Source organism: Kineosporia rhizophila (assembly GCF_021277265.1).
Lineage (GTDB): Bacteria > Actinomycetota > Actinomycetes > Actinomycetales > Kineosporiaceae > Kineosporia > Kineosporia rhizophila.
This window is the reverse complement of the sequence record NZ_JAJSOH010000005.1, coordinates 207,231-230,685: the sequence shown is the minus strand read 5'-3', so window position 1 is coordinate 230,685 and position 23,455 is coordinate 207,231. Positions and strand designations below refer to the sequence as shown.

24 protein-coding genes are annotated in these 23,455 nt (G+C 65.7%); 7 read left to right on the top strand and 17 right to left on the bottom strand.

What is annotated here, in order from left to right; translation table 11 throughout:
- Positions 1 to 27 precede the first annotated feature (27 nt).
- From LWF15_RS11175 to LWF15_RS11095, 17 genes are all read right to left on the bottom strand, one after another.
- Entirely contained in the window at positions 28 to 1,455 is a 1,428-nt protein-coding gene (locus tag LWF15_RS11175; protein WP_232810372.1) for a DUF2637 domain-containing protein, read from the bottom strand.
- A gap of 319 nt (positions 1,456 to 1,774) precedes the next feature.
- On the bottom strand, positions 1,775 to 5,620 hold the full coding sequence (locus LWF15_RS11170) for a LysM peptidoglycan-binding domain-containing protein (protein ID WP_232810371.1): 3,846 nt from the start codon (positions 5,618 to 5,620) through the stop codon (positions 1,775 to 1,777).
- 116 nt (positions 5,621 to 5,736) lie between these two features.
- Positions 5,737 to 6,195, bottom strand: a complete 459-nt coding sequence (locus tag LWF15_RS11165) for a pilus assembly protein TadG-related protein (RefSeq protein WP_232810370.1) — start codon at positions 6,193 to 6,195, stop codon at positions 5,737 to 5,739.
- On the bottom strand, positions 6,192 to 6,626 hold the full coding sequence (locus LWF15_RS11160) for a TadE/TadG family type IV pilus assembly protein (protein ID WP_232810369.1): 435 nt from the start codon (positions 6,624 to 6,626) through the stop codon (positions 6,192 to 6,194). Before LWF15_RS11160 ends, LWF15_RS11165 begins: the two co-directional genes overlap by 4 nt.
- A gap of 164 nt (positions 6,627 to 6,790) precedes the next feature.
- A complete protein-coding gene (locus tag LWF15_RS11155; RefSeq protein WP_332879888.1) occupies positions 6,791 to 7,144 on the bottom strand; it encodes a TadE family protein in 354 nt (117 codons plus the stop codon).
- Positions 7,145 to 7,295: 151 nt separating this feature from the next.
- Entirely contained in the window at positions 7,296 to 7,502 is a 207-nt protein-coding gene (locus tag LWF15_RS11150) for a hypothetical protein (RefSeq protein WP_232810368.1), read from the bottom strand.
- Between the two features lie 65 nt (positions 7,503 to 7,567).
- A complete protein-coding gene (locus LWF15_RS11145) occupies positions 7,568 to 8,464 on the bottom strand; it encodes a hypothetical protein (protein ID WP_232810367.1) in 897 nt (298 codons plus the stop codon).
- A gap of 5 nt (positions 8,465 to 8,469) precedes the next feature.
- Positions 8,470 to 9,495, bottom strand: a complete 1,026-nt coding sequence (locus LWF15_RS11140) for a type II secretion system F family protein (RefSeq protein ID WP_232810366.1) — start codon at positions 9,493 to 9,495, stop codon at positions 8,470 to 8,472.
- Positions 9,492 to 11,054, bottom strand: coding sequence for a CpaF family protein (locus LWF15_RS11135; RefSeq protein ID WP_232810365.1), 1,563 nt, complete (start codon positions 11,052 to 11,054; stop codon positions 9,492 to 9,494). The genes LWF15_RS11140 and LWF15_RS11135 overlap by 4 nt, the downstream gene beginning before the upstream one ends.
- Positions 11,047 to 11,973 carry a hypothetical protein gene (locus LWF15_RS11130; protein WP_232810364.1) on the bottom strand — a complete coding sequence of 309 codons (927 nt, stop codon included), beginning with the start codon at positions 11,971 to 11,973 and terminating at the stop codon, positions 11,047 to 11,049. Before LWF15_RS11130 ends, LWF15_RS11135 begins: the two co-directional genes overlap by 8 nt.
- Positions 11,970 to 12,626: an SAF domain-containing protein gene (locus LWF15_RS11125; RefSeq protein WP_232810363.1), complete on the bottom strand. Its 657-nt coding sequence runs from the start codon at positions 12,624 to 12,626 to the stop codon at positions 11,970 to 11,972. Before LWF15_RS11125 ends, LWF15_RS11130 begins: the two co-directional genes overlap by 4 nt.
- Positions 12,627 to 12,651: 25 nt before the next feature.
- Entirely contained in the window at positions 12,652 to 13,611 is a 960-nt protein-coding gene (locus tag LWF15_RS11120) for a hypothetical protein (RefSeq protein WP_232810362.1), read from the bottom strand.
- Positions 13,612 to 13,673: 62 nt separating this feature from the next.
- Positions 13,674 to 14,234: a hypothetical protein gene (locus LWF15_RS11115; RefSeq protein ID WP_232810361.1), complete on the bottom strand. Its 561-nt coding sequence runs from the start codon at positions 14,232 to 14,234 to the stop codon at positions 13,674 to 13,676.
- A gap of 689 nt (positions 14,235 to 14,923) precedes the next feature.
- Entirely contained in the window at positions 14,924 to 15,823 is a 900-nt protein-coding gene (ribD, locus tag LWF15_RS11110) for a bifunctional diaminohydroxyphosphoribosylaminopyrimidine deaminase/5-amino-6-(5-phosphoribosylamino)uracil reductase RibD (protein WP_232810360.1), read from the bottom strand.
- Complete coding sequence (locus LWF15_RS11105; protein WP_232810359.1) at positions 15,820 to 16,704, bottom strand: hypothetical protein; 885 nt, start codon at positions 16,702 to 16,704, stop codon at positions 15,820 to 15,822. Before LWF15_RS11105 ends, ribD begins: the two co-directional genes overlap by 4 nt.
- A gap of 456 nt (positions 16,705 to 17,160) precedes the next feature.
- Complete coding sequence (locus LWF15_RS11100) at positions 17,161 to 17,379, bottom strand: DUF397 domain-containing protein (protein ID WP_232810358.1); 219 nt, start codon at positions 17,377 to 17,379, stop codon at positions 17,161 to 17,163.
- On the bottom strand, positions 17,376 to 18,215 hold the full coding sequence (locus tag LWF15_RS11095) for a helix-turn-helix domain-containing protein (RefSeq protein ID WP_232810442.1): 840 nt from the start codon (positions 18,213 to 18,215) through the stop codon (positions 17,376 to 17,378). Before LWF15_RS11095 ends, LWF15_RS11100 begins: the two co-directional genes overlap by 4 nt.
- 340 nt (positions 18,216 to 18,555) lie before the next feature.
- Between LWF15_RS11095 and LWF15_RS11090 the strand changes: the two genes are divergently transcribed.
- From LWF15_RS11090 to LWF15_RS11060, 7 genes are all read left to right on the top strand, one after another.
- Positions 18,556 to 19,008, top strand: a complete 453-nt coding sequence (locus LWF15_RS11090; protein ID WP_232810357.1) for a hypothetical protein — start codon at positions 18,556 to 18,558, stop codon at positions 19,006 to 19,008.
- Complete coding sequence (locus LWF15_RS11085; protein ID WP_232810356.1) at positions 18,987 to 19,361, top strand: helix-turn-helix domain-containing protein; 375 nt, start codon at positions 18,987 to 18,989, stop codon at positions 19,359 to 19,361. The genes LWF15_RS11090 and LWF15_RS11085 overlap by 22 nt, the downstream gene beginning before the upstream one ends.
- A gap of 769 nt (positions 19,362 to 20,130) precedes the next feature.
- Positions 20,131 to 20,439 (top strand): hypothetical protein, encoded by a 309-nt coding sequence (locus tag LWF15_RS11080; RefSeq protein ID WP_232810355.1) that lies wholly within the window; start codon positions 20,131 to 20,133, stop codon positions 20,437 to 20,439.
- 144 nt (positions 20,440 to 20,583) lie between these two features.
- Positions 20,584 to 21,060 (top strand): 6-pyruvoyl trahydropterin synthase family protein, encoded by a 477-nt coding sequence (locus LWF15_RS11075; protein ID WP_232810354.1) that lies wholly within the window; start codon positions 20,584 to 20,586, stop codon positions 21,058 to 21,060.
- Positions 21,060 to 21,869 (top strand): 7-carboxy-7-deazaguanine synthase QueE, encoded by an 810-nt coding sequence (locus LWF15_RS11070; RefSeq protein WP_232810353.1) that lies wholly within the window; start codon positions 21,060 to 21,062, stop codon positions 21,867 to 21,869. The genes LWF15_RS11075 and LWF15_RS11070 overlap by 1 nt, the downstream gene beginning before the upstream one ends.
- A gap of 90 nt (positions 21,870 to 21,959) precedes the next feature.
- Positions 21,960 to 22,625, top strand: a complete 666-nt coding sequence (folE, locus tag LWF15_RS11065; RefSeq protein ID WP_232810352.1) for a GTP cyclohydrolase I — start codon at positions 21,960 to 21,962, stop codon at positions 22,623 to 22,625.
- Positions 22,626 to 22,701: 76 nt separating this feature from the next.
- Complete coding sequence (locus tag LWF15_RS11060; RefSeq protein ID WP_232810351.1) at positions 22,702 to 23,382, top strand: phosphoribosyltransferase; 681 nt, start codon at positions 22,702 to 22,704, stop codon at positions 23,380 to 23,382.
- Positions 23,383 to 23,455: the final 73 nt, after the last annotated feature.

The following is a 23,455-nucleotide window of genomic DNA, read 5'->3' as shown; positions in this document are numbered from 1 at the left end:
TCGAGCGCGGCTGGCCCGTAGAGCGGGTCAGGAAGGTGCGGTGATCGGCGTGACGGCGGAGGTCAGGACGTCGCGGCGGACGCCCTCGGGTGAGTCGGCCGGTTTGTCGGCCAGGATGGCGCTGGCCCGGTCAACGACGGCTTGCGGGGTGACGCTGCCGGCGCGGAGTTGCCGGGCGATGACTTTCCTGGTGCGGCGGCCCTGGCGTCCCGGGATGGCCATGCGTAGGAGTTCCAGTGCGGCGTCGTGTTCGCCGACGTGGGCGCGAGTGGCGGCGTGGGCTGCTTGCCTGCGTAGGCGTAGCCAGGTGGCGGCGGATTCCCTGGGCGCGGTGAGCCAGAGGGCAAGGGGGATCTTGCTGAAGGTTTGCTGCGTGGCGGCGATGTGATCGCCCAGGAGATCGCGGGCGATCAGCTCGACGAGGATCGACCAGACGGCTGGTCCAGCAACGTGCCAGGGCACTCCTGCCCAGCTGTCGGCGGCCAGCGCGTTCAGGGTGATGGTGGCTGCCACGCCCGCGTGGGCGGTCAGTCTCCAGCCGGGGCGTCCGTGGCCGATCATGGCACCCCCCAAGTAGGCCAGGGACGCGCCAACGATGAGCAGGTCGACAGCAACCGGAAACCCATAGGCCAGGGGGTATCCGAAGATCTGAGCTGCCTTCTGCCGCAAGCTCTCGTAGCTGAGGATTGCCCCAGCTGCGGCGACGACAGCGAGAATCCCGTAGCCGATGGTGCGGACCACCATGGCCTTCTGGCGGCGGTTGACGGTGATGGCCTCGGGAGTGGACGGACGGTCCGGGGCGACTGAGCTACGAGTGTCCTGGGACGAGGAGTCCTGCGAGGGGGGCTTCGCTTGCGGTGTGCTCTGATCGTGGCTGGCCGAATCGCCTGGTCTCGACTGAAGAGTCGCCTCTCTCGGCTCAGGGTCTGGTTCCGTGGCGCCAGCAGCCTCAGGGGTGGAGCTGGCTGGAGAGGTTGCGCTGTTCCGGCGTGCCTCCGAGAAGGGAGCGTCGAAACCGGCCGCGTGGTCGTGGCTGGGATCTTGGACTGGTTCTGCTGTCCTGGCACGTTCGGGCAGCGTCGGCTTGGCCGGTTCTGACTCGGTGTCGGCTGGGCTGGTCGCCGCTGATGGCGGCTGGTCCCGGTCGCGCTTCCACTTGGCGACGGTTCGGCTGATGGTTTCGCGGGCCGGGAACGGATCCACCTGGTAGTCCAGGAGTTTCTCGCGGACGTCGGCCGCGTCGACCACGCTGTCTGGCGAGGCTTTCAGCAGGAGTTCGCAGATGTACTGGATCCGGGCGGTCGCGGTAGGGAGTCCGGAAACGATGGCGAGATGGTCGGGCTGACCCGGAAGCTCATCCAGGCTGCGCAGCCATTGACGGCGCGCGATCTTGTCCTCTGTGCTGGCGTCCGGGCTCGTGGGGTGGCTTGCGGTTGAGGTCTCGGCCAGAGTCACCGGCCACCGCCATTGCCAGCGGGCTGGCGTATCGGCGAAGACCCAACCACGGATCCGGGCGGCCAGGTTCCAGCGCCGAGTGCTCTTACGGCGGCGGCGGATTTCATGGACTGGCTCCTTCGTCCGGGTCGAGCGGACCTTGGATGGGGGCCCCGTACGGGAGGGAACTCGATCCGGGACATGGCGCACCGATCCCGTCCGAGGCGGTTGGGGCGAACGACTGTTCTCCACGTCAGCAAGCTAGGGCAGACCGGACCTAATAAACAACTCAATTGCTTGTTTATTTTGCTAAACAAGCGGATGTAGTCCGGTCTGGGCATCAGCTGACCTGCCCAAGTCGACGGCGGTGCAGAATCTCGGCGGTGCGCGGAGGGAGGTCCTCCTCGACCTCGGCGTCATGGGCTTGCAGGAGCCGGGTGACCCAGCTGTCGGCCTCGGCCCGCAGGCCGAGCTGGTCGCAGGCTGCTACGAGATCCAGGAGGGCGATGTCGCTGTTGTGGTCGGCCTTCAGTGCGGTCTGAGCTGCGCGGATGGCATCCGCGGGGCGGTTGGCGGAGATGTGGGCGGTAGCGACGAGGTGCGCGGTGTCGATGATCATCGCGGAGAATTCGTGGTCGAGCGGGATATCGCTCAGCCACGAGTAGCCTCCCGGACGCCGGTGCTCGAACGGGACCCCAGTCACCAAGGTGAGGGCGCGCTCAAGGTCCGAGAGCCCTGGGGCGCCGCGGGCCACGCCGCGGAGCCTGAGCCGTCGGAAGAGTTCGGCATCGCTCAGCAGCCCGTGCACCCGGTACAGGCCGGGGCCACCGGCGACGGCCGGCGTGGCGTGGGGCAGGAACAGCTCGCCGTCCTGGTCGCGGCCGAGCCAGCCACGGAGCAGGTAGAGCGCGTTGCGCAGCCGGGAGGTGGACGAGCCGAGATCGTGCGGCCAGAGGTCGGTTTCCATCTGCTCGCCGGTGACGCCCCGGGGGTGCGCGGTCAGGTAGCAGAGGACTTCGGTGTGCCAGGCGACGCGCTTGGCTAGTGGCTGGCCGCTGGCTCGTACCTGAATCGGGCCAAGGATCGCCAGCCGGGGCCGCAGGGTGCTTCCGTGCCAAGCCTCCAGATCGGCGTCCAAGTCGGGGTCGGCGTTCTCGACCCTTTGCCTGGCCGGAGCCGCAACGGATGGGGAAAGCCTCTGGATGTCGCCGGCGGTGGTTGCGGTCACAGCGAGCAGCTCAGGGCTGGCAGGCAGAACAACCGTTCTGACCTCAGGGTCTGCTGCCGCCGGCCCCGGGCCGGGCGGTCCTGGACTGAATGGCTCTTCAGAGGGCTCGGACTCGGGTCGAGATGTAGCGGGCAGGAAGGGCACGAGTCCGCCGCCAGCTGCGGTGTCCCCTTCTGGGGCAGGCGAAGCCGCAGCTTGAGCATCGGCGTCGAGAAACGTTCCCCTCACGGACTCCTCGAAGCTCGACCCGCCGCTCAGGTCCGGGATGAACGGTTCTGCTGCTTCGGCATCGTCGTGCGAGCCGGATACCCGCTCCGATTGCGGCGTAGCGTGCTCATCCGGGCTGGCCGCAGTCGGCAGATCCTGCAGATCGGGGAACGGTTGCAGTCCCAGGCTGGTGGGGTCCTGTGCGGCCTGGGTGGGAATGATCTGTAGGGGGATGCGGTGGCCCAGAGCGTCGGTGACGGTATGCAGTCCAGGTCGCAGACCTCCCGAGACGTCGGAGATGAGGTCCCAGGGTTGGTCACCTCTGCTGTCCGGCATCGGGACGTCGTCCAGGCGATCGGTGCTGGCCAGCAGTTCGCCGATGCGAGCGGCTTCGATGTCGCTGAGGTGGTGGGCCTGAGCAGTGATGCCGAGAGCCGGAATGCTCAGACGGCCGGCGGAGTCCACGTGCAACCACCAGTCGCTGCTGTGCTCGTGGAGGTCAGCGGCGTGTTCGGGCGCGTCGTCGCCGACGAGAACCAGGGAGATGCCGGTCCGGCGTCGCTGCTTCAAAGCGTGGATGAGGGCGTGAACGGTCGGTGGCCATAAAGGGGCCGCTCCCGGGAGAGCTGGGCTGAGGGGCGTCAGCATGGCGATCTGTGGCATCCAGGCATCGCCGTTGCGCTCGTCCTGCCGGCCGTTCAAGGAGTTGCTGAGGCCAAGCTCGTCCAGGACATCGGTGTGCTCTCGCAGATCGCGATGAAGCTCAGTGACGGCCGTTGACGGGTCTGGAATGTGTTGCAGTCGATCAGGATTGATGCTGACGACCCCGCTACCGATCCCCGAGATGCTGGCTCGAAGCTGTTCGGACCACGTGTTGTTCGCCAGTTCCGCGGCCATGAACCGGGCCAGCCCCGTCGCGGCCTCCGGGTCGCCGATCAGGTGGGTCACGGCGGCGTGCTCCAGGTCCACCAGGACGTATTGGCCCTCCTCATGTCCTACCCCCACCAGCGCGGGGAATGGAGGCGCGGTGGATCTAGCTCGAAGGCCTGCGTCTGGTTCACGGAGGGGTCCGGGTTCAGCAGGATCCTGGAGATGTTGGTCAAGGTGGGTGCGGTGCAGTCGCCAGCGATGGGTGCCAGGGTCGGTCTGCCAGGGCAGCGGTGGCTGCGGCGCGGCTGGCGGGGATGTGGCCTCGGGTGCTGCTTCGGCTGCGGAGGGATGGCTCGGGGCGATGAGCAGTTCCAGAGTGCTGTCCGTGATAGTTGCGGCCAGCAGATCGGGGAGCGGTTGGGCTTGGCGTGTGAGCTGCTCGGACAGGTCCCTCAGGGCTTCGTCGATCCACTGGACATCAGGAACGTGGGGGTCACCGCCGGCCTTGAGCGCTTTCTCGGTGCTGATCAGTTCAGGTGGCGTGGCGCGGATCATCCTTCCGGGGCGGCGGTGACGCAGCTGGCGTCGTCGCTGCCGCCGTACCGCCAGGACGGTCAGACCGGCCAGGAGTCCGGCGCCTGGCGCCAACCACGTCCAGGCCGAGTCTCCTGCGTCTTCTTCCTCGATGGAACCGCTGCTCCTGGGCGTGGAATCTGGCCCTGAGCGAGTAGACGTCGGGGAGGCTGTGGTGACGGAACTCGCTGCTGACGAGGGAACTGCACCGGCAGAAGTCGGTTGATCTGCCGACCCGGAGACCGATGGTGACGCAGCGGATGTGGGCCCTTCGGAGGTTGGAGCATCCGTCGCAGCTGAAGGTGAGGGTTCGCCTGTCGGTGATGGGCTCGTCGTAGATGTCGAGGGCGTAAGCGAGCGATCGGGAGCCGGTGACGTGGCTGATGGCGATGGCTCGGCGGCTGGCTTCGAAGGGGTGTCGGGCTTGTCGGTCTCGCTGGGAACGCCCGGTAACTGATCGTCCGCTGGGGCTTCGGGAGTGGTGGGGACGCTCAGGCTCCAGCCGGGCTGGATGAGGTCGGGATCGCTGAAGGTACGTCCATCGTTCTGTCGCGTGCCCTGGTTGGCCTCCCACAGCGCCTGCCAGCTGGTACCGGTCTCGGCCGCGATCGAGGACAAGGTCTGGCCAGCTTCCACATCGACGTGGCGCTCATCGGCTGGACCTGACTCTTCTCCAGTTCCTGGAACGATGATTTCCCAGCCGACTTTGAGTAGGTCGGGGTTGTGCATCGTGGTCCCGTCGGCCTGCACAGCTCCGCGGTTGAGGGCCCAGATCTCGCGCCAGCGCTGCCCATCGCCCAAATGTTCCTCGGCCAGATCCCAGAGTGTTTGAGAACCGCGATCCGTGATGGTGACCGAAAACTGCGGTTCCTTCTGGCGTATCGAGTCCTGGGAACCGCCTGCCTGATGTCCCTTGGCCGTAACGTGCAGATCCGAAAGCGGCTGTGGGGTGAATGTTTGGCTGATGGGTGCGCTAGCCGAGACGGGGGCAGCCTGGGCGGCCAGAGGGCCGCTCAAGGGGGCGGCCAGAATGAGCGCTCCGACCAAGGCGCGGGCCAGTCGCTGCTGTCCGCCCAGGACACCAGGAACGCGGGTGGGCATGGGTACTCGGATCAAGACGGAGACCAGGTCAACGACGATGGCCAACGCGATCTGCGCCCAGGCCACCCAGGTAATGCATTGCAGGACAGCAATGATGGCGGTATCTGAAACGTCCCCGACCCGTAGCGCTTGGAGCCCTTCGACCGGGGAACCGGTGAGCGATAGCCCCCAGGGAACCCCGATCACAAGAGTGAGCAGAGCGCCCACTGCGGCCAGTCGCACCACCCAGCGCAGGGGCAGGCTGCGCTGCCGTTGAGCAGTCGGGGGCATATGGCCCCCATGAGCGGGCTCGGCACGAGAGGCTCGGCGGGAGCGGGGGCCGGTCATCGGGTGCCCTCCGTGGTGCCGTGCAGGATCAGGGCTGTGGCGGTTGACGTTCCGTCGACGTCGCGGATTCCTACGATCAACAGAATGGCGGTGCGGGCCGGAACGGTTGCGGTGACGGTGACCTCACGGGCGCCCACGTTCACGGTGCCGCTGGCGCCGGCGACGTCTAAGAAGTCCTGGGCTGCCCGGATTGCTGCGGAAGGGTTGACCCGGACCTGAGACGGCGTGCCCTGCCGGAGCGAAGTGTCGGAAAGCTGGCCGGCCGCTGCTCGGGCGGCCTGACCGGCCAGGTCGTGTGCCTGACTCTGGGCGTGCATCGCCCGGGACCCGTCGACCACGAGGCCGGCCAAGGCGATCAGGGCCACCATGCACACGGCCAAGGTGATAGCGACGGCTCCAGCGTCACGGCGAGACTCATCGACGGTTGATGAGATCGGCTTCGGGCGGGCGGTCATGGCGTGCCGATCTGGCGCAGTGGGTCGACTGGCGCCCGTGACGTCGCCGTCAAGTTCAGGCGACCAGGTAGGCCCGTCATGCTCAGCTGGCTGAGGTTGCTGTGACAGGTCACGGTGACCTCGACCTGACCACCAGCGACGAACTGCGTGGTGTCGACCTGAGCCTGCTCGTCGATGCAGGTCATGCCTGCGCCGGCCAGTGACGCGCTCGCGGCCGTGACGGCCTCACGTTCGGCGACGGCTGCCGTGGGAGCCAAGGAAGCCGCGCGTGCGCTGGCCGCTGCCGCATCCTGGATCAGTTGTTGTCCATGGGTGACACGGCCAAGAGCGACCACGACCAGGAGCATCACGATGACGACCGGAGCGCAGATGGCCAGTTCCAGCGCCAAGGCCCCGCGATCACCCGCGTGGGGCGAGACAGGATCAGGCACGAAAGAAGGCTGTACTCCACCGGTCCTCCACCGCGTCACCCCGGCGCCACCTCCGGGGTCGTGCAGGGTGTCACCTGGTGCGTCACCCCTGAAGCGGTCTGGCCTCTCGTCCATGTCACCCCTCTCCGGGCGGTCCAGCGCGAGCCAAGTGATGACCTGCACGGCTAGGCGGGTGAGACGAACCGCTCCACCGGCCCGGCCACGGACTGTGTGACGGTCACATTCCCCAGGACAGGAATCACGCCCAGCACATGCGCTGTGACGGTCACCTCGGCATCGATGTCAGTGCGTGTCACCGTGACGGAAGGATCGCGCAGCAGCTTGGGAGCGACATCCCGAAGGTATCGATCGGCAGCTGTGCGACCGTCATTCGTGGTGGCCTGGTAGGCGCTCGCCGCGGCCAGGCCCCGCCCGGCCGCCTCCGCGGCAGCGTGCCGGCCGTGCCACACCAGGGCCAGCTGAACGACCAGCATGATCCCCGCGAACAGGGCAGGCATAACGATGGCCATCTCGACCACGCTGTACCCGCCGTCGTCCCGACTCTTGGCCAGCGTCCACCGCGGGCAGCGTCGTCCTGGTGCACCGCCGGCATCAGGTTGTCTCTGTTGTGCTTGGCGAGCGAGCGGACGATCGTGGCGTGCGCAGCATTGACCGTGATCGACTCGTCGGCTACTGGGTTTGAACACTGTTCGCAGTGTCTCTGGCCTTCCCGACCAGGATTGCTACGATGGCGATCGCAGCCGCGGCGAACAGGCCGATGATGATTGCTGTCTGGACGATGTCGCCACGATCGTCGCCACGTTCGATGTGCTCACGTACCAGGTGCCACCTCGCCTTGAGGTAGCTCGTCCATGCATCCATCTCGCGGAAGTCCATGTCCTTCGTTGCCTTCCATAGCAGTTGGCGATCGAGTCTGTGACTCTTCCTTACTAGTGCCATTTTTAGAGTTGCAGTACGACGGCGATGGCGGGGTAGCCGATGAAGACGATGAATCCGAAACCGATCAGCAGCTGAGCCATCGACATGGACTGATCGCGCTCACTGGCTTGGCCTTCGGCCTCGGCCAGTTCCTGGGAACGGATGGACGCGGCACGGGCGGCCAGGGTGTCGCGGACCTGTGCGCCGTCCTGGCCTACCAGCCGCAGCAGGCCGCCCAGGTCCCGCAGTTCCGCGACGCCGATCCGCTCGCCGAGATCGGCCAAGGCGGCCCATTGATCGCGGCCGGCGGTCGTGGCCTGGTAGAGGGTGTCCCGGATGAGGGCCAATGGCCATCCGGCCCCGACCCTCGCCGCGTTCGGTAGCGCCTCGGCTGGTGCGGCAGAACCGGCCATCTCCAACCGGACCAGGTCCAGGTAGGCGCCCAGCGCTCTCTTGAAGTCTCGGCGGCGGGCCTGGGCTTCGGAGCGAGCCTCGATGTCTGGGAGGAAGAAGAAGAGAACAGCGATGACCAGTGGCACGATGACGCCGGCATCGCCGGGCAGCGCCAGACCCAAGCGAGAGAATCCCACCAGGACCGCGGCCGACAACAGCAGGCCGGCGGCGAACGCGACGAGCTTGCGGCCCATGACCGCATCGATGTCACGGCCGGTCAGAGCGATGTCCTGTCTCAAGGTCGTGAACCGAACTCCACGAGCATTCAGGGCAAGGGTGAGCCTCTTGCCCAGACGCTCCTGCCAGGACGTCTGGCGCTCGATTCCGTCGAGATCGGGCAGGCCGAGCGTTCGCTGGTGCCGCGCGTCGTAACGTCCCAGCACGACAACAGCGCTGGGGCGTGGTCTCGCGACGACCCAGACCAGCGTCCAGATGAGCGCGCCGAGAATCGCCCCGATCGAGGCCAACCCGATCACGATCCGCGCCGATCGTCCGGAGCACGCGATGGGCCTGGCGGTGTTGTGGTGCCGCTGCCGATGAGGCGGAGCGCTTCGGTGCGTGGAGAACGGGTCAGGGTGGCGACCAAGCGGATTTCCTCGTCGCTGGGTTGCGTTCCTGGGGTCGCAAGGAAGCGCGCGGTGTCCGGCGTCATCGCCAGCCGACGCATCCAGGCGAACCCGGCGCCGAACATCCCGAGGACGACCACGAGAACGATCTGCCCGGTGACGGAGGCGTACGGTTCGACATACTCACGGGAGAAAACGGCCAGGTAGCCGGCGAACGCAATGGTGATGGCGACCATGATCTGCACGCCACGTCGTAACCCTGCACGTCCCTGCGAGATCCTGGTGCGAGTGGACAGTTCCTGCCGCGCGGACTCGGCAAGACCTGACAGCACGCCGGCCAACTGGTCGCCCCGGCGACGGGTGTTCAAGATCAATGCCGCGATCACCAGGTCGGCGCTGGGATCGTTCAAATCGTTGGCCAGGCCCTGCAAGGCACGGTCCATGGGCATGTGGCTGTGCAACTGCCCAGCCAATCGGGTCAGTGGCGCCTGCATCAGCGGCGGCGCAGTCCGCGTGGAGGCAGGTATCACCCGCTCCAAACTCGCGTGCGCGGCGACGGTGTCGCGCAGGGACTCCGTCCACAGCACCAGCGCCTCAAGCCGGTTGATGGCCGCTTGCTCAGCTCTGGACCCACCGAACAAGCTCTGCCAGGAGACCACGAGCGCAGCGATTCCCACGGCGGCGACGGGCCAGCGAGTGATCAACAAGGTTCCGGCCCCGGCCACCACGGCTGCCACACCTCGTGCGGAGGCCTGCGGCGTACGGGCCTGGCTCATCAACCGTGCCAGACGCCCTGGAGGACGAGTCGGATCAGCCGTTGCTCCACGCAGCCCAAAGAACACCAGCAGTAAGCCAGCGCCCAGGCCGGCACCCATGAGCCCGCCGACTACAGCGGCAGGCACCGTCAGACCCAAGACTTGCACGACGGTCACGAGTGTCGTCCCGTACCGTCTACACGATCCGTCCAATGGTTGAAACCATTGGTCCGGCTGGACGAATCGTACGAACTGAGGTGCTCGTCGCTTTCGTACGTCGCTCCTGGGTAGGAGGATCGTCCCGCAGGAGGAAAGGGCATGGCCGTCGGCATCGTGTCGAGACGAGGAACGATCTGCTGCCAGCCAGCCCTTGGACCGGCATTCGCGGTGTTCCATTGAACGTCGTCGTAGCCGACGGTTGCCAGCGAACTGGCTCGCATGATCGGTACTTCGGGGTCGCGTACCGCAGTCCCGTCGGGCGCTGCATCGAAGAGTCGGCTGCGGGTGACGTGTCCGTCATTGGTGCCGGTGACCTCGACAATTTCCGTTACCCGGCGCTGGCGTCCGACCTTGCGGATGAACACCACGAAGTCGACTGCGCCTCCGACCAGTTGGTGGGTGACGTTCACCGGGAGGCCCCCGTGCTGGGCCGCGTAGACGGCGAGCCGATCGAAAACATCGATGGCAGAACGTGCATGGATCGTGGAAAGGGAGCCGTCATTGCCCTGGCTCATCGCTGAGAGCATGTCGACGACTTCGGGGCCCATCACCTCTCCGACGATCACTCGGCTCGGGTTCATCCGTCGAGTACGCCGCACGAGGGCGCCGATCCCTAGGCCCCCTGAACCATCGGCGGCAGGCAGAACTTCCTCCAGCTCAGCAACATTGGGGTGCAGGTGCCGATAGCGGCCTATCTCCAGTTCCAAGGCGCGCTCGACGGTGACCAGTCGCTCGCTGGCAGGAATGCAGTGGATCAGGGCGCGTAGCAGGGTGGTCTTTCCTGCGTCGGTGGCGCCGGCCACGATGATGTTCGCTCTGCTCTGGACGGCTGCCTTCAGGAACGCTGCGGCTTGCGGTGTGAGCGTCCCCAAATTGGTCAGGGTGGAAGCACCCCTGGTGATGCCGGAGCCGGCGGGCGGCTCGTCGAGGAAGATCTGCGGGTATCGATTGCGGCGGATCGAGACCAGCGGACGTTCGGTAGCTCCCATCAGCGCTGACAAGCGGGATCCGTCCGGCAGACGCAGGTCGAGCTCAGGGTTGGCCAGGTCGAATGGTCTGGCGTTCACGCCGGCGTGCGATCCCAGCGTTCGCACAGCAGCGATGAGTTCATCGTCGCTCGCAGCGATCGGTCCGACCTGGCGGGTGCCCCGGGCATCGGCGTACGTGACGAACGTCTGGTCGCCGTTGATGTCGATGTTCTCGACCAGCGGATCATCCAAGAGCGACTGCAGTTGCCCAGCTCCCCAGATCGCGGCATCCACGGCAGCCATCAACGCTGCATCGTGCTCGGCGTCGCCTGGAGCACGGCCGGCGGAGATCTCCTCGGCCGCATGCTGCTGAATAGCTTTACGTGTCAGCGACAACGACAACTGCCGCTGATCCTGGGCATTCAGTTCAGGCTCCCCGCGAGCGGCACGTTGCTGCCGCTGGCGCGTCAGAGCATCCGCGACCTGTTCCTGGAGGTGCAGCACCAGCGCGTGATCCGGGCGGCCCTCGTTCCACGGGACTTCAGCCATCGCCACGACCACCCCGCAATCGGGCTCCTATCGCTTGTCGCCCCAGAGCACCGCCCAAGGGCCGCAACAGTTCCCCACGAGCCACACGGGAGGCCACGCTCGGCCAGCCGGCCATCACGTTCTCGCCGATCTCGGCGGTGGACCTCCACAACGAGCTACGCCTGAGCCGACCGGTCACCTCACCTTCCCGCAGCCGATCCGCGGCAGGGACGTCCACGGCCACCGCGCCTACCGTGGTGACGGGCAGTCCCCGGGCCCCCAGCACGGCGCGTACATCCTGGGAGGGGTCGCCCCCGCCGGGGTAAGCCAACACCGCAGCCGCAACTGGCGTCCGCTCATGCCCTTCACCGAGCGCTCCGCTCAGCTGCGTGACCCGCTCCCGCAGGTGATGTAGGCCTTCAACCGTGGGCCAGGACAGCACGATCACCGCCTCGGCTGACTGCGCCAACGACCAGGCAGCATGTCCCGGCTGTAACCGTCCCAGATCTGCCACCACCAGGTCGGGCGCGAGCGCTAGCTGCCCCGCGATGGCCGGCCAAAGGCCCACCATCGGCATGAACTCCTCGGCTTGAGTAGGTGCGCTCACCACCGACACACCCAACGACGACTGCTGCGCGTAGGCCCCTATCCCACCCGGCAGCCCGGAACGCACCGGGCCCGGTAACGGCACCCCCGACATCAGCCCAGCCACCGAGGCGGAAGCAGGCACGCCACCGGCCCGGGATGCAGCGGCGAGATCGATCAGACCAGGGCGATCATCGAGGAAATCCTGACGAGAACCCGCAGGGTGCAACCGGAACCGCAGATCACCGCCCGAAGGATCCGCCTCCAGCACCGTGGCCTGCCAGTGCAGGGACAAAAGGAGCGCCAACGTCGTAACCCCGGGCGAACCGCCGTCCGAACACACCGCCACGATCACGACGGCGCCTTGATCCGGACGACAGCGATCTGCCCAGCTCCGCTGGCCGAGGCCACCGCCCCACCGACGTTCCGTGGCACGGTCAACGTCAGCAGACTTCCGCCATTGCTCTGTGGATCCGGATTGGCCGCCGTCACCGTTGCTGCCTGCACCAGCAGCTGCGTGCTGCCCTCACCCGAGCCGTCAGCAAGCCGGTACACCTCCACCGTGTCGCCCGGCACCAGACCATCCGCCGGCATCTGTGCACCGGACACGGCCACGCCGACCTGAGACTGGTCAGCCGTCAGTCCGGTGCTGCCGTCGCTGATCATTTCCCGCTGGAGCAACGTCCCCGGGAGTAACGTCACCGCCGCCGTCTGGCCGAGCACACTCTCCAGGTTGCCTGCACCAACCGCAGTGAGGTCGCCAGCAACTGCCACAGTGGACAGGTCATCACGGGTCAGTGGCTGCCCGACCGCCACCTGCCGCACCACTTGAACCACATCGACCTTCGCGCCTGCCTGCTGATAGAGCCAGGCACCCGAAAACGCCAGCCCAAGAATCAGAAAGAGGCCGAGAGCGGCGAATCCCGGGCGGAACTGCCTCGTCGGCAACGACAGCTGCCCCGATGCAGTGCTCACTGGTGGTCGGGTCCGGAACGCCGAACTCGTCATCTCCAACCAGCTCCCGCTTCGTCCACTACTCGATCACCGTCTCGATTTGCAGTACGGCCATGGCATCGCCGACCGCCGTCGTCATCGCGGTCGGAAGATCCGCTCCCGTTCCACCGGAGCCCTGCCAAGAAGCAGACCAAACGATGGTCACCTCTGGCGTCACCCCCTCAGCGACCTGCGAGTACACGTACGTGCAAGCGTCCGCAGGGACGTCGACCTCAGCCAGGGACTGATCGCTGGTCGAGCTGGACTCCGGGTGCGGTACCCCGGGACCGTCGCACTGCGTCGGTTCCCCGCCGTCCCCGCCATCCACGAGCAAGCGCTCCGGGGTCACAGAGACGGTTGCCCAGACGGAACCAAGTCGAGCCGTTTCCTCAAGCGGCGTCCATGAGGTCGTCACCCAAAACCATGTCGGAATGCTGATCCAGGTGTAGGGAGTTCCCCGCCACTCCGCCGTCTCCGGGGGCGAGCGGTGGAACTGCGGCTTCGGAACCTGGAGCCGGGCCAACGCCTCCTGAGCCAGCTGCTCGGGAGTCACTGTCGGTGCCTCGGGTGGGGTCTCTTCTTCAGTCGCTGCCCAGTACAGCGTGGTGACTAGACCCACGAAGCCCTCGTCCACGTGCCGGCAGGTCTGGAGCATGATCACACCGTCGTCGTTTCCCTCCCAGACAGCGTCGCTCTTCGCCGGCTGAGGGTTCGCCCGTTCCACGGTGCAGTTCAACCGCGGATCGACGGGAATCGCATCTATTTCTGGTTCTGAGTCGGCTGCTGGAGAACCGATCCGATCGACCCCTTGGCTCGAAGTGCCTTCCCCACCTGATTTTCCCACAGCGCTATCGCCCGTGGATCCATCCCGAGTGATCGTGGTGTCGTACGCGCCGATGGAGGGGTCGCCAATCACGCTGATGCTTTCATCCCCGCCAGGGGTGGTCCCTGCTAGCGCTGGAGCGGCTAGGCCGACAAGCAGCACCGGCATGATCGCCAAGGACCAGAAGCGTCTTGCTGCGGGGAACACGCCATCTGTCCTGTGTCCTGACGGAGTCAGCTTCATGGCGTACACGTGCTCGACCTATCCGCCGACTGCTCGGAAGCTCCCCAGCGGCCTTGGTATTCGATCATCGTGACAGTTATCCGGTAGGGAGGAGGCGGCGTAGCCGTTGCTCCTGCTTCTGGAAACCGAGTCCCATCTTCGGCAACGGGATGCCAGTCACCACCGATTGCGCAATCCGATATCACCACGGTTGGCCATGATTCGGCCTCCAGGTCGACGCTTTCGACCCGTGGGTGCCCCTGGTGTTGCGTCCCCTCGTAGTGAGCACCCTGGGCGGCCAAATCGGCAACATAGGCAACCATCTGAGCCTGCAGGGGATCCCACGACCACTGAGTGACATCAGCATCAGCTGGGGCCTTTTCGCCCTCAGCAGTCGGGTTCGCCTGGGCAGCGGCCAGTGACTGCTGGAAGGCCTGGTAAGCGGCGAGCGCTTCCTCGGCGCCCGCCGGCACCGTGGTCGTTGGCGATGGGGTGGCCGGCGGCGGCGTGATGGGATCCGTCGCTTCGTCCTCCTGGCCCGAGCACCCGGCAAGCAGGGCTGAGGCCAGGGTGGCCATTGCTAGGCAGACTGCAATCCGGTTCAAGTCGCGACCCCTCGCTGATGCATGCTCGCTGCACTCAGTGCCCGAGCGTTGTCCCGCCATCACTTCGTGTCAACGCAAGGATGGCCTAAATCCGCCATTGGTCGGATATGTGGCTTAGATTACGTTTCAACCTGGGTTAAGACATCGTTGGCACGAGGCGGGCCCAGCATCGTTCTGTGCGACCGCGTGCGGGAGGGGCGCGGATTCCCCAGCTGAGCCGGGACCCTCTGGGGCCGCCCGGTCGGTGACGCGGAGTTGGCCCGTCAGTACGCGCGGCTCTTGCGATGCTTTATGAAGGACATAAATAACAGTTAAGCAAGCATCAATTTGGGTGCGATCGGCTCGCTTCTATCTGCGCATTTGGCAGCCTCGCCTTTGGGGGGCGATGTGCCGGTCGATCGAGGAAGGCCGGAGAACGCTTGCGTGCAGCGCGCACACCGACTTCCAACTCTGGGAGTGGGGGTGGCCGTACTCGGTGCTGGACGCGTGCTGGCGGACTCTCCCGGCGCAGCGGTCGACCCTACGTACTTGGGGCGGTGGCGCCCCAGTGGCATCTGACTCGGATTTCGCTCCTTGGCGGGACGCTGCCGGCGCTCGCATTCCCGGCATGAGCGCTAGCTGCGGATGATTGTTTCGAGCAGACCTTGCGGCGAAATCTCTTTCTAAGTGTCGCTTTCCGGCAGTCGAACGGCTCGAATCCGCAGGAAGTCGCCGGCTCTCGTCAGGGTCTTCATCGTGAAGCCTGCCGGAAAGGATGCCAGAGCGGTCTCCATGAAGGCAGTGCTAGAGGGAGCCACGACGGGTAAGTACAGAACCATTTCATCCAGCAAGTTCGCATTCATGAACTGCTGTGCAACCTCGTGGCCAGCATCTAGCAGGGTCCGCCGGGCGCCTGCGGTGTACAACTTTTGAGCGGTGGCCCTTGGGTCCGTCAGAAGCAGAGGGGATCCGGTGAGGCGGCCGGAGAAGAGTCCTTCGAGGCCGCCATCCTCTACCGTGCCGTCTGCTCGAAGGACCACGTCCATACTTCTGCGCAGCGCCCTCAGATCAGCCATCGCTTCAGCGTCAGCCATCATGAGCTCCGGCGCAGCCAGTTGAGCCCAGCACAGTTGAGACCTTTGGGAGGCCAACGCCTTGAGCCAGGGGTCCAGGACGAGTGTGGCTTCGTCAGCAAGGCAGCCGACTTCGACGTCAAGCCCCGCTTCCTGTAGTCGTGAGGCGCCTCCCACTCCGCGTGAGGTCGGGTCAATTACCGCGATCACGACGCGCGAGATACCAGCATCGATCAGTGCTTGATGGCAGGGTGGTGTGACGCCGTGGTGGTTGCAGGGTTCGAGGGTCACGACCGCTGTGCCTCCGCTGGCCCGTTTTCCGGCAGCGGCGAGAGCGTTGACTTCTGCGTGGGCCTCACCTTTGCGACGGTGGTATCCCTGACCTGCAATGTCGCCTTCGGCATCGAGAAGTACACATCCGACCGGAGGGTTGGGACTGGTCGTGCCGAGCCCAAGCGCCGATAGGGCGATCGCCTGCCGCATGGCCGATCGTTCACGAATATCGCTCACGATGACGAGGCTGCCAGCTCAAGGAGCAGGGCGGCAACGGTCGGTTCTCGCTGATGGCGCCGCAGCTTGAACGCCACCTCCGCGGCCTCTCGTTCAGTGCGCCGGGAACCCGTGGCACGAGCAATCGTGAGTGCCTCATGCGCGGCGACGGCGGCCTGGCCTGGCTCGTCCATGAGAACGTGTGCCAGAGCCAGCCGGCTGAGGGCATGCCCACGATCACGGCGATAGACAGAAGCGAGCTCGGGCAGGACGCGCTCGTAAAGTTCGACTGCCCGCTCGGGACGATTCAAGGTCAGCCAGCAGGATGCGCGCTGGAGCTCCAGGTATGTCTCGGTGCAGTAGGACCCGTGACCGGCTCGTGCATCGCCGCCATCGTCGCTGGCCGCCCAGTCATGAGCCATTTCCAGATGCCGATTCGCTGATAGCTCGTCCCCTTGCAGCGCAAAGCCGTGTGCCGCCTGCTGAGTGATAGCGGCGCGGGTAACGGGGAGTAGACCCTTCTCGCTAGCGGCCACCAGGGCATGGGCCACGCCTTCATCAACGTTCCCCGCCGTCATGGCTTGCGAGCTGAAACGGAGCCTGGTCCAAGCCATCATGCGCCGATCATCGGCCTCCCGCGCCCATTGCCCAGCACGCAGGTTCCAGGACCGCGCCGATTCATGATCCCCCGAGTCTTCGCTCAGCCAGGAAGCCGACTCCGCGTACCGTGCACCCATCCGCAACACCTCGCTGCGCCCGCTGCTGCTCACGTCCGGCAGCACTTCTTCAACGAGATGCAACTGATCGAGAACGCCTCGTAGGGCGAACCGGGGCCCGAGGAGATTGTCAGTCTTGACGAGGAGATGCCACTGATCGCGTAGTAGGTGGACGAGATCGTCCACCTGCCCTGCGTTTATGGTTCCATGAACAGAAGAGCCGGCCCCGGAGATGATTGGAACCGGGGATCCTTCCAACCAGGGGGGTGTTATCCCAGGTTCTTCACGCTCGCTGTCAGCTGTCGTCTGACCGATCAGCATGACCTCGAACCGGCGACGAACCTCCCCATCCGCCCTACGTAGAGCGGTGTCCAGAGCGCTCTGAATCTCTGGTTGCGGAGCCCGTGTGACGCCGTGGAGTTCCCATCGAGATACGGTTCGCGTTGCCACGCCTAGATATTCGGCGAAGGATCGCACGGTAAGCCGCGAAGCTTCTCTGAACATGCGCGTCTCGCGGCCCGTCCACCGCTCAACGTGCATCGGGTTGCTCCCGTCCTGTTGGGCCAACTTCCGTCTCAGGTCACTCGGTCGCGACAGCGGCCGGTGCCTCCGGCCGCTCGCCACCCGGAGACGGTTGGCTCCTTAGAGTTCGCCGCTCAACAGTCCTTGACGAAACGCTGCCCATTCGCCGGCCGTGAACCGCAGAGGCGCCAGCCCGAGATTCTTGGAGTCACGGACTGCCACTGCACCGTCAGGTAGGTCCGTGAGTTCGACGCACTCGCCCTGACCTGCGCTGGCGGATGCCTTGCGCCAAGTCGCCTGATCGAGATCGATCTCGTACAGCGCACTCTTGTTCGTCATGATGATTCATCTTCCAGTCGGTGGATGAGCGCCAGGGAGTCGTCTGGTGCCAGGGCCGCGGCAACGATCCTCTCAAAGGCTGAGCCGAACGCTGGCCCCGCCTTCTCATCCTCGAGGTAGGAATTGCCAAGGAAGTTCTCCAGGAGAACCACATCGAGCATGGGGCCAGGGAAGCTGACAACCGAGAACGGACCGGCCAGTCCCGGGTGAGGTGTACAGGCCAGCGGCATGACCTGGATCGTGATCCCAGGAAGCTCCGCCACCTCGCGCAGGCGTCGCAGTTGATCCCGCATGGTTTCAGGGCGCATGGCGAATCGTTGATGTAGCGCGGCCTGGTTGATGACGGCCCACAACTCCAGCGGGGCACCGGGGCGTGTAAGCACGGCTTGCCGTGCCTGGCGAACCTCGACCAGGCCGTTCACTTCGTCCGCCGTGATCCCCGCATCATTGGTAGCGGTGATGACCTCGCGAGCGTAAGCGCCTGTCTGTAGTAGCCCCGGGATGAGGCCGGACCATTGCCGGATCCGACTGGCATCGGACTCCAGGGCTATGTAGTCCGCGTAAGACTGACTCATGACGCCGGAGTACGTCTGCCACCAGCCTCGCTTGCCTGCATCCCGAGCCAAGTTCTCAAGCGCTGGCAAGACGGTCTCGTCTTCGACTTCGTAGACGTCAAGGAGTCGCTTCACGTCCGGGGCCCTGATCCCGAGCGTGGCGTTCTCGATCTTCGACATCTTCGGGGCCTTCCACCCCATGCGGGCAGCGGCCTCGTCCAGGCTCAGATTCGCGCCGTTACGGAGCCTGCGAAGAGTTGCTCCTAATCGCCGACGACGCACTGTCGGTGGCAACGGAGAGTTGGGCACCAGATCATCATCACACACTAAGGGTGCAAGAACCCACAAAAAGCGCCTTGAGCAAATTTAGGTGGAAAGGTTGCACTTGGCATTCGTGCGGGTGCAAGATCGGTACATCTCGCAGCGACCTCACCGCGGACAGTGACCGCAGCGCAGGTCGGCTTCCTCAATCCAGCGCACCGTCTGATCGAGCTTGACCCGCGCGTGAAGCGGACTGCCCCCAGGTTGCAAAGCAGCAAGGGAGTCGCATGGAAGCGATCAGTACCTCTGCGTCAAGAGCCGAAATCGTCAACGCATCGATCAGTGAAGCCTCGGAGGCCCGGTGACCAGTCGCCTCTCTCGGGCCTCGCCAGCCATTCGCTGGACCGGCCGCGCTGTGCTCGTCGAAGTTGCTGTCGATGGCGGTACTCAGATTATTGAACTCGTTGCCCGCCGAGACGACATCACGTTGTGGCAGGGGGAGCACCGAACCCTGGCCATCATGGATCGAGATCGGTTCCGTTACTGGCTATCTCGATCTGCAGAAGGTCCTCGAGGGGCGTCTCCAGGGCATGGCTCGGGCGTCCATCTGGAGAGGGCCTCGCCGCGTCATGCAGTGGCCGCTGAGGTCGGCACGCTCCTTCCGTCCAAGGGGATCGCACACACCTCAGACATGGTCGTCGACGACATCGTGTGGAGCCGGCGATCAAACGGGGCGCTCACCCTGACGGTGGACGCGCTCATGCCCTACCATCTCGGACCGGAGTTGAGCGCATGGCTGACAGATCTGATGTGACGGCACCGGAATCGATTTCTCTTGCATCAGAGGGAAATTCGCCGAACTTCGGCCAGTTCGCCATGGTCGAACTGCCGGAGCCCGTGGTCGTCACTACATGGAGTGGCATGGAGGCAGCGGCCCTGCGCCAGGCGCTGCGCCTTAGCCTCATCCGCTTTGCTGAGCACCTTGGTATCTCCGTTCGGAGCGCTTCCAAGTGGGAGGCGCAAGGGCGGTCCGCCATCATCAGCCTCGAATGCCAAGGGATCCTCGACACGGCCCTGGACCGCGCTACCAGCAAGCAGCGGGCACGGTTCGTTGGTTTGATCCGCGGGAAGGGGGACATCTACATCTTGGCCCAGACTCGCGTCTGATGGCCTCTGTGAAGTGCTCGTTCAGCTCGTCCCGCTGGGACACGTTGCGGCGGCTGGGGCGGACGGACAGTCTCAGGGTCCACAAAAGGTCCACAAGGGTTCCAAGGTAGTGCGTTTACGGAAAGTCCTATCAAGCCAATGCTTGTTGCACTGTCCAGGAATGCAGAGCGGGCGCCGACTCTCCGGTCCTTCCACTGCACGGCCCTCGACCGCCACGGGGGCGGCCGAGGGCCCTACCCAGAGCGGATAAGGAGATGATGTGAGGATCCCTTCAGGGCATCAGGCCGCTCCTCCAAGCGAGTTCGGCATCCAGGTCTTTCACCAGCCGGCGGGTTGGACCTTCGTTCGGACCTCAAGGTATCCGGAAGGCCCTTACCTGGAGTTCTCCTTCGGAGATTGGTCCGCGTTTGTACGTAGCGTCAAGGACACCAACCTCTGCGCGCACAGCGCTGTGGCGGTCGAATGTCACTCGGACGGGGTCGTGCTGATGTCGGATCGCAATCGACCGCATCGGCCTGCTCTAGTTCTCAATTCTCGGGAGTGGGACGACTTCATCGGCGATGTCGCGAACGGACGACACGACCGCGACGATCTCGAACCTCGGAGCGGCGACGACGTCACTCCGTCTAGTTCGACTGCCAAGAATATGGTCTCGGCCTGACGAGGTCGTCAGTTGTGGTCAGCGGGCGTACTTTCACGGAGTCAGGTTGGCGCTCACATCTAGACCGCCCTGCTGTCAGTACGTCCAGTTCATCTATGGGAGTTTTCTATGGAGGCTGTTGTTCAAAGCCGACTTTTGAACGCGGACGGCGACCTTGCGATTGTTCGCTGGAAACGTCGGCGCGGCACGGTGCGCGTTGTGTACCTGAACAGCCAGGTAGCGTCGATTCAGGCCAATTCGCTGGCCGCCCACCTCGCCACATTCCAGGGCGCGGAGTTGAGCAGCAAGGTCTGGGGTGACGTCATCATCACCTGTGGCCACAGCAAGGTGGTGGTCTCCCTGCGGCGGGAGATCAATTCTCAGGAACTGGTCGACCAGGGCAGGAAGGATCTTGCTGCACTGGCTGCCAGGCCCTAGGCGTCGTTGGGTAGCAGCTGTCGCAGAAGCGCGCAGCTCGGCTGCCTCGTATGAGATTGGCGAAAATCGCTGCAAGGAAGATTGATTCATTACGGGCGGCTCATTCAGATGCCGTGCGGTCAGACTTTGTGAACGGAGGTTCGCATGTCGTACGTGATCACGAAGGCCTTCAGGTTCGAGGCCGCTCATCATCTGAACGCGATGCCGGAGGGCCATCAGTGCGCGCAGACGCACGGTCATTCCTACACGGCGTCCATCACGCTGGAAGCCGACTCCCTTGATGGACGCGGCATGGTCACGGATTTTGGGGAACTGGCCCCGGTCGGCGACTACATCCGCCGCGTTCTGGACCACAGCTACCTCAACACCATCCGCTCCAGCGAAAACCCGGGATACGACCGGGGCCGCGACGTGGCTCTGGAGGCTGCTCAAGGGTCCGAAGAGCTGGTCCTGACTCAGCCGACGAGTGAGTTGCTGGCGGAGCATCTTTTCCGTGTCTCGCAGGAGCTGCTGCCGGCCGACGTCGCGGAACTGGTGACCCAGGTCAAGGTATCCGAGACCGCAACGAGCCACGCGATCTTCCGCCCCGCCGGCAGAGTCTCCACCGCCCAGGTCGCCTGATGGGGCTCGTCACCTCGCCGGTCGCAATCGGACAGGCCGAGACCACGAGAACCCCGGAGACAGCCACGTCCGCCGTCCCCAACGAGAGCGGACCTCCCCAGGCGTCGCCCGAGGTCCGGCTGATCACCGCGGAGTGCTTCGGGGTCGCCACGCCGACGTTCCAGGGAGAGGGGCCCAGCACCGGGCATCCAGCGCTGTTCATCCGCCTGTCCCGGTGCAACCTGACCTGTGCACGGTGCGACACCAAGTACACCTGGGACTGGAGCCAGTTCGATCCGCGCGAGCAGTCGCAGAAGCGGTCCGTGGCCGACCTGGCGGCCTGGGCGGCCTCATCGGCGGTCGATCTGGTCGTGATCACGGGCGGGGAGCCCCTGCTCCAGCAGCGTGGCCTCGCGGTCCTCGTTCCCGCGCTGCTTGCGGCCGGCAAGCGGGTGGAGTTCGAGACGAACGGCACCATCGCGCCCGACCCGGCGCTGCTGATCGACGGTGTCCGGTTCAACGTCTCCCCGAAGCTCGCCAGTTTCGGGGTGCTGGAGAGCCGGAGCATCGTGCCCTCGGCCCTGGAAGCCTTCGCCGAATCCGGACGGGCGGTGTTCAAGTTCGTCGCGGCCGCCGTCAGTGACCTCGAGCGGGTCGCCGAGCTGGCCGAGGCCCACCGGCTGGCACCGGTGTGGGTGATGCCGGAGGGCACCACGGCCGAGGCGATCACCGCGACGACCAGGGTCCTGGCCGACGCCGTCGCGGCCCGGGGCTGGCACCTCACGACCAGGCTGCACGTGCTGGCCTTCGCCGACGCACGAGGCCGCTGACCCAGCACCCCCTGAGCGCTCGCCCCGGTCCCGTCCCGCGCGAGCTCCTTCCTGCCTGCAATCACGTTCCGCAAGCGAGAGGACCCCCACATGACGACTTCCTCTGTCACCAACCTGGCCGCCCCCGGCAGAACTGAGCCCGAGGGCGATCCCGTGGACGGCCAGCTCGTACCGGCCATCACCCCGGGCGCGGACCAGAGCCCGCACCGCGGCGTCGATCAGGCAAGGATCACCGATCTGATCGGCGAACTGCTGATCGCCCTGGGGGAGGACCCCACCCGGGAAGGGCTGACCGGCACCCCCGGGCGCGTCGCGTCCTGGTGGAGCGCCTTCATGCGCCCGGACGGCTCCTCTGTAGCAACGTGTTTCACCGAGTCGCGGGCCAGCGGCCAGTTGGTCGTGGTGGGCGGAATGAGCGTCTGGTCGTTGTGCGAGCACCACCTGCTGCCCATGCACCTGCAGGTCAGCATCGGTTACGTGCCCAGCGGGACCATCGTGGGCCTCTCGAAATTCGGCCGCATCGCGCAGCGGCACGCCGGGCAGCTTCAGGTCCAGGAACGCTTCCAGCGGCAGGTCGCCGACGAGGTCGCCCAGGTGCTCGGCCACCAGGACATCGCGGTCACGGTCTGCGGGACACACCTGTGCATGAGCATGCGGGGCGTGCGGATGGAAGACGCCCGCACCCGGACCCTTCAGGCGCACGGCCGGTTCAGCACCGACCCCGTGCTCTCCCAGCAGTTCCTCGCCCTCACCTGACGCTCACCCGTCCTACCGGGTCCTGCTCGTCCGTTCACGCCGGCCGATCCGGCGCATCAAGAGAGAGGGGTAGCGCGTGGACATCGCCGCCGGCCTCCACACCACCGGCCCGGAACCCGACACCGGCGCCACCGCGCAACGGCCCGTGGAGCGCGTGTTCGAGCACCGGCGCATCTGGCGCCTGAGCCCGCAGGCCTTCGCGGCCGCGGGTGAACTCATCGCCGCGCGCGAGCCGAAACCCGACGTGATCATCGGGATCGCCCGAGGCGGAGTACCCCTGGCCCAGTTGCTCGCCGATCGCTACAGCGTGCCGGCCCTGCCGGTGACGGCCCGGCACAACCACAGCGACGACACCTACGTGCCGGCGACCGGGCAGGTCGAGCTGCCCGCCGAACCCGCCCCCGCGCTGACGGCCTACCAGGGTGCCCGCATCCTGCTCGTCGACGACATCTGCGGCACCGGCGCCACCTACCAGGCGGCTCTTCCCTGGCTGTACACCCACCTGAGCCCCGCCGTCGTACGGACCGCCGCGCTGTGCCGTAGCAGGGCCTCCGCGTTCACCCCGGACATCTGGGTCTGGAACACGCTGGACTGGGTCGTCTTTCCCTGGAACGACGCGACCCCGACCACGCAAGACCTGATCGTCCCCTGCGAGGCCCAGACCCACCCCGGCCCCTCCCAAGAGCCGGAAGCCGTCGCTCTGCCGACGAACTGGCCGCCCGCTGACACAGCCGGTGACCCCGGCCCCAGCAGCTGATGGCCGTAGCAACGGCGAAACCTCCTCAGTACCGCTCACCAGAACGTCTGTGATGAGCACCTGCTCCCGCCAT

Bases quoted from the DNA above. Each gene is read 5' to 3' on its own strand.
- LWF15_RS11165 (WP_232810370.1), bottom strand. From the start codon at position 6,195: ATGACCGCCCGCCCGAAGCCGATCTCATCAACCGTCGATGAGTCTCGC.
- LWF15_RS11150 (WP_232810368.1), bottom strand. From the start codon at position 7,502: ATGGACTTCCGCGAGATGGATGCATGGACGAGCTACCTCAAGGCGAGG.
- LWF15_RS11135 (WP_232810365.1), bottom strand. From the start codon at position 11,054: ATGGCTGAAGTCCCGTGGAACGAGGGCCGCCCGGATCACGCGCTGGTG.
- LWF15_RS11125 (WP_232810363.1), bottom strand. From the start codon at position 12,626: ATGACGAGTTCGGCGTTCCGGACCCGACCACCAGTGAGCACTGCATCG.
- LWF15_RS11115 (WP_232810361.1), bottom strand. From the start codon at position 14,234: ATGGCCACCCTGGCCTCAGCCCTGCTTGCCGGGTGCTCGGGCCAGGAG.
- LWF15_RS11100 (WP_232810358.1), bottom strand. From the start codon at position 17,379: ATGACGAACAAGAGTGCGCTGTACGAGATCGATCTCGATCAGGCGACT.
- LWF15_RS11085 (WP_232810356.1), top strand. From the start codon at position 18,987: ATGGCTGACAGATCTGATGTGACGGCACCGGAATCGATTTCTCTTGCA.
- LWF15_RS11080 (WP_232810355.1), top strand. From the start codon at position 20,131: ATGGAGGCTGTTGTTCAAAGCCGACTTTTGAACGCGGACGGCGACCTT.
- LWF15_RS11075 (WP_232810354.1), top strand. From the start codon at position 20,584: ATGTCGTACGTGATCACGAAGGCCTTCAGGTTCGAGGCCGCTCATCAT.
- LWF15_RS11070 (WP_232810353.1), top strand. From the start codon at position 21,060: ATGGGGCTCGTCACCTCGCCGGTCGCAATCGGACAGGCCGAGACCACG.
- folE (WP_232810352.1), top strand. From the start codon at position 21,960: ATGACGACTTCCTCTGTCACCAACCTGGCCGCCCCCGGCAGAACTGAG.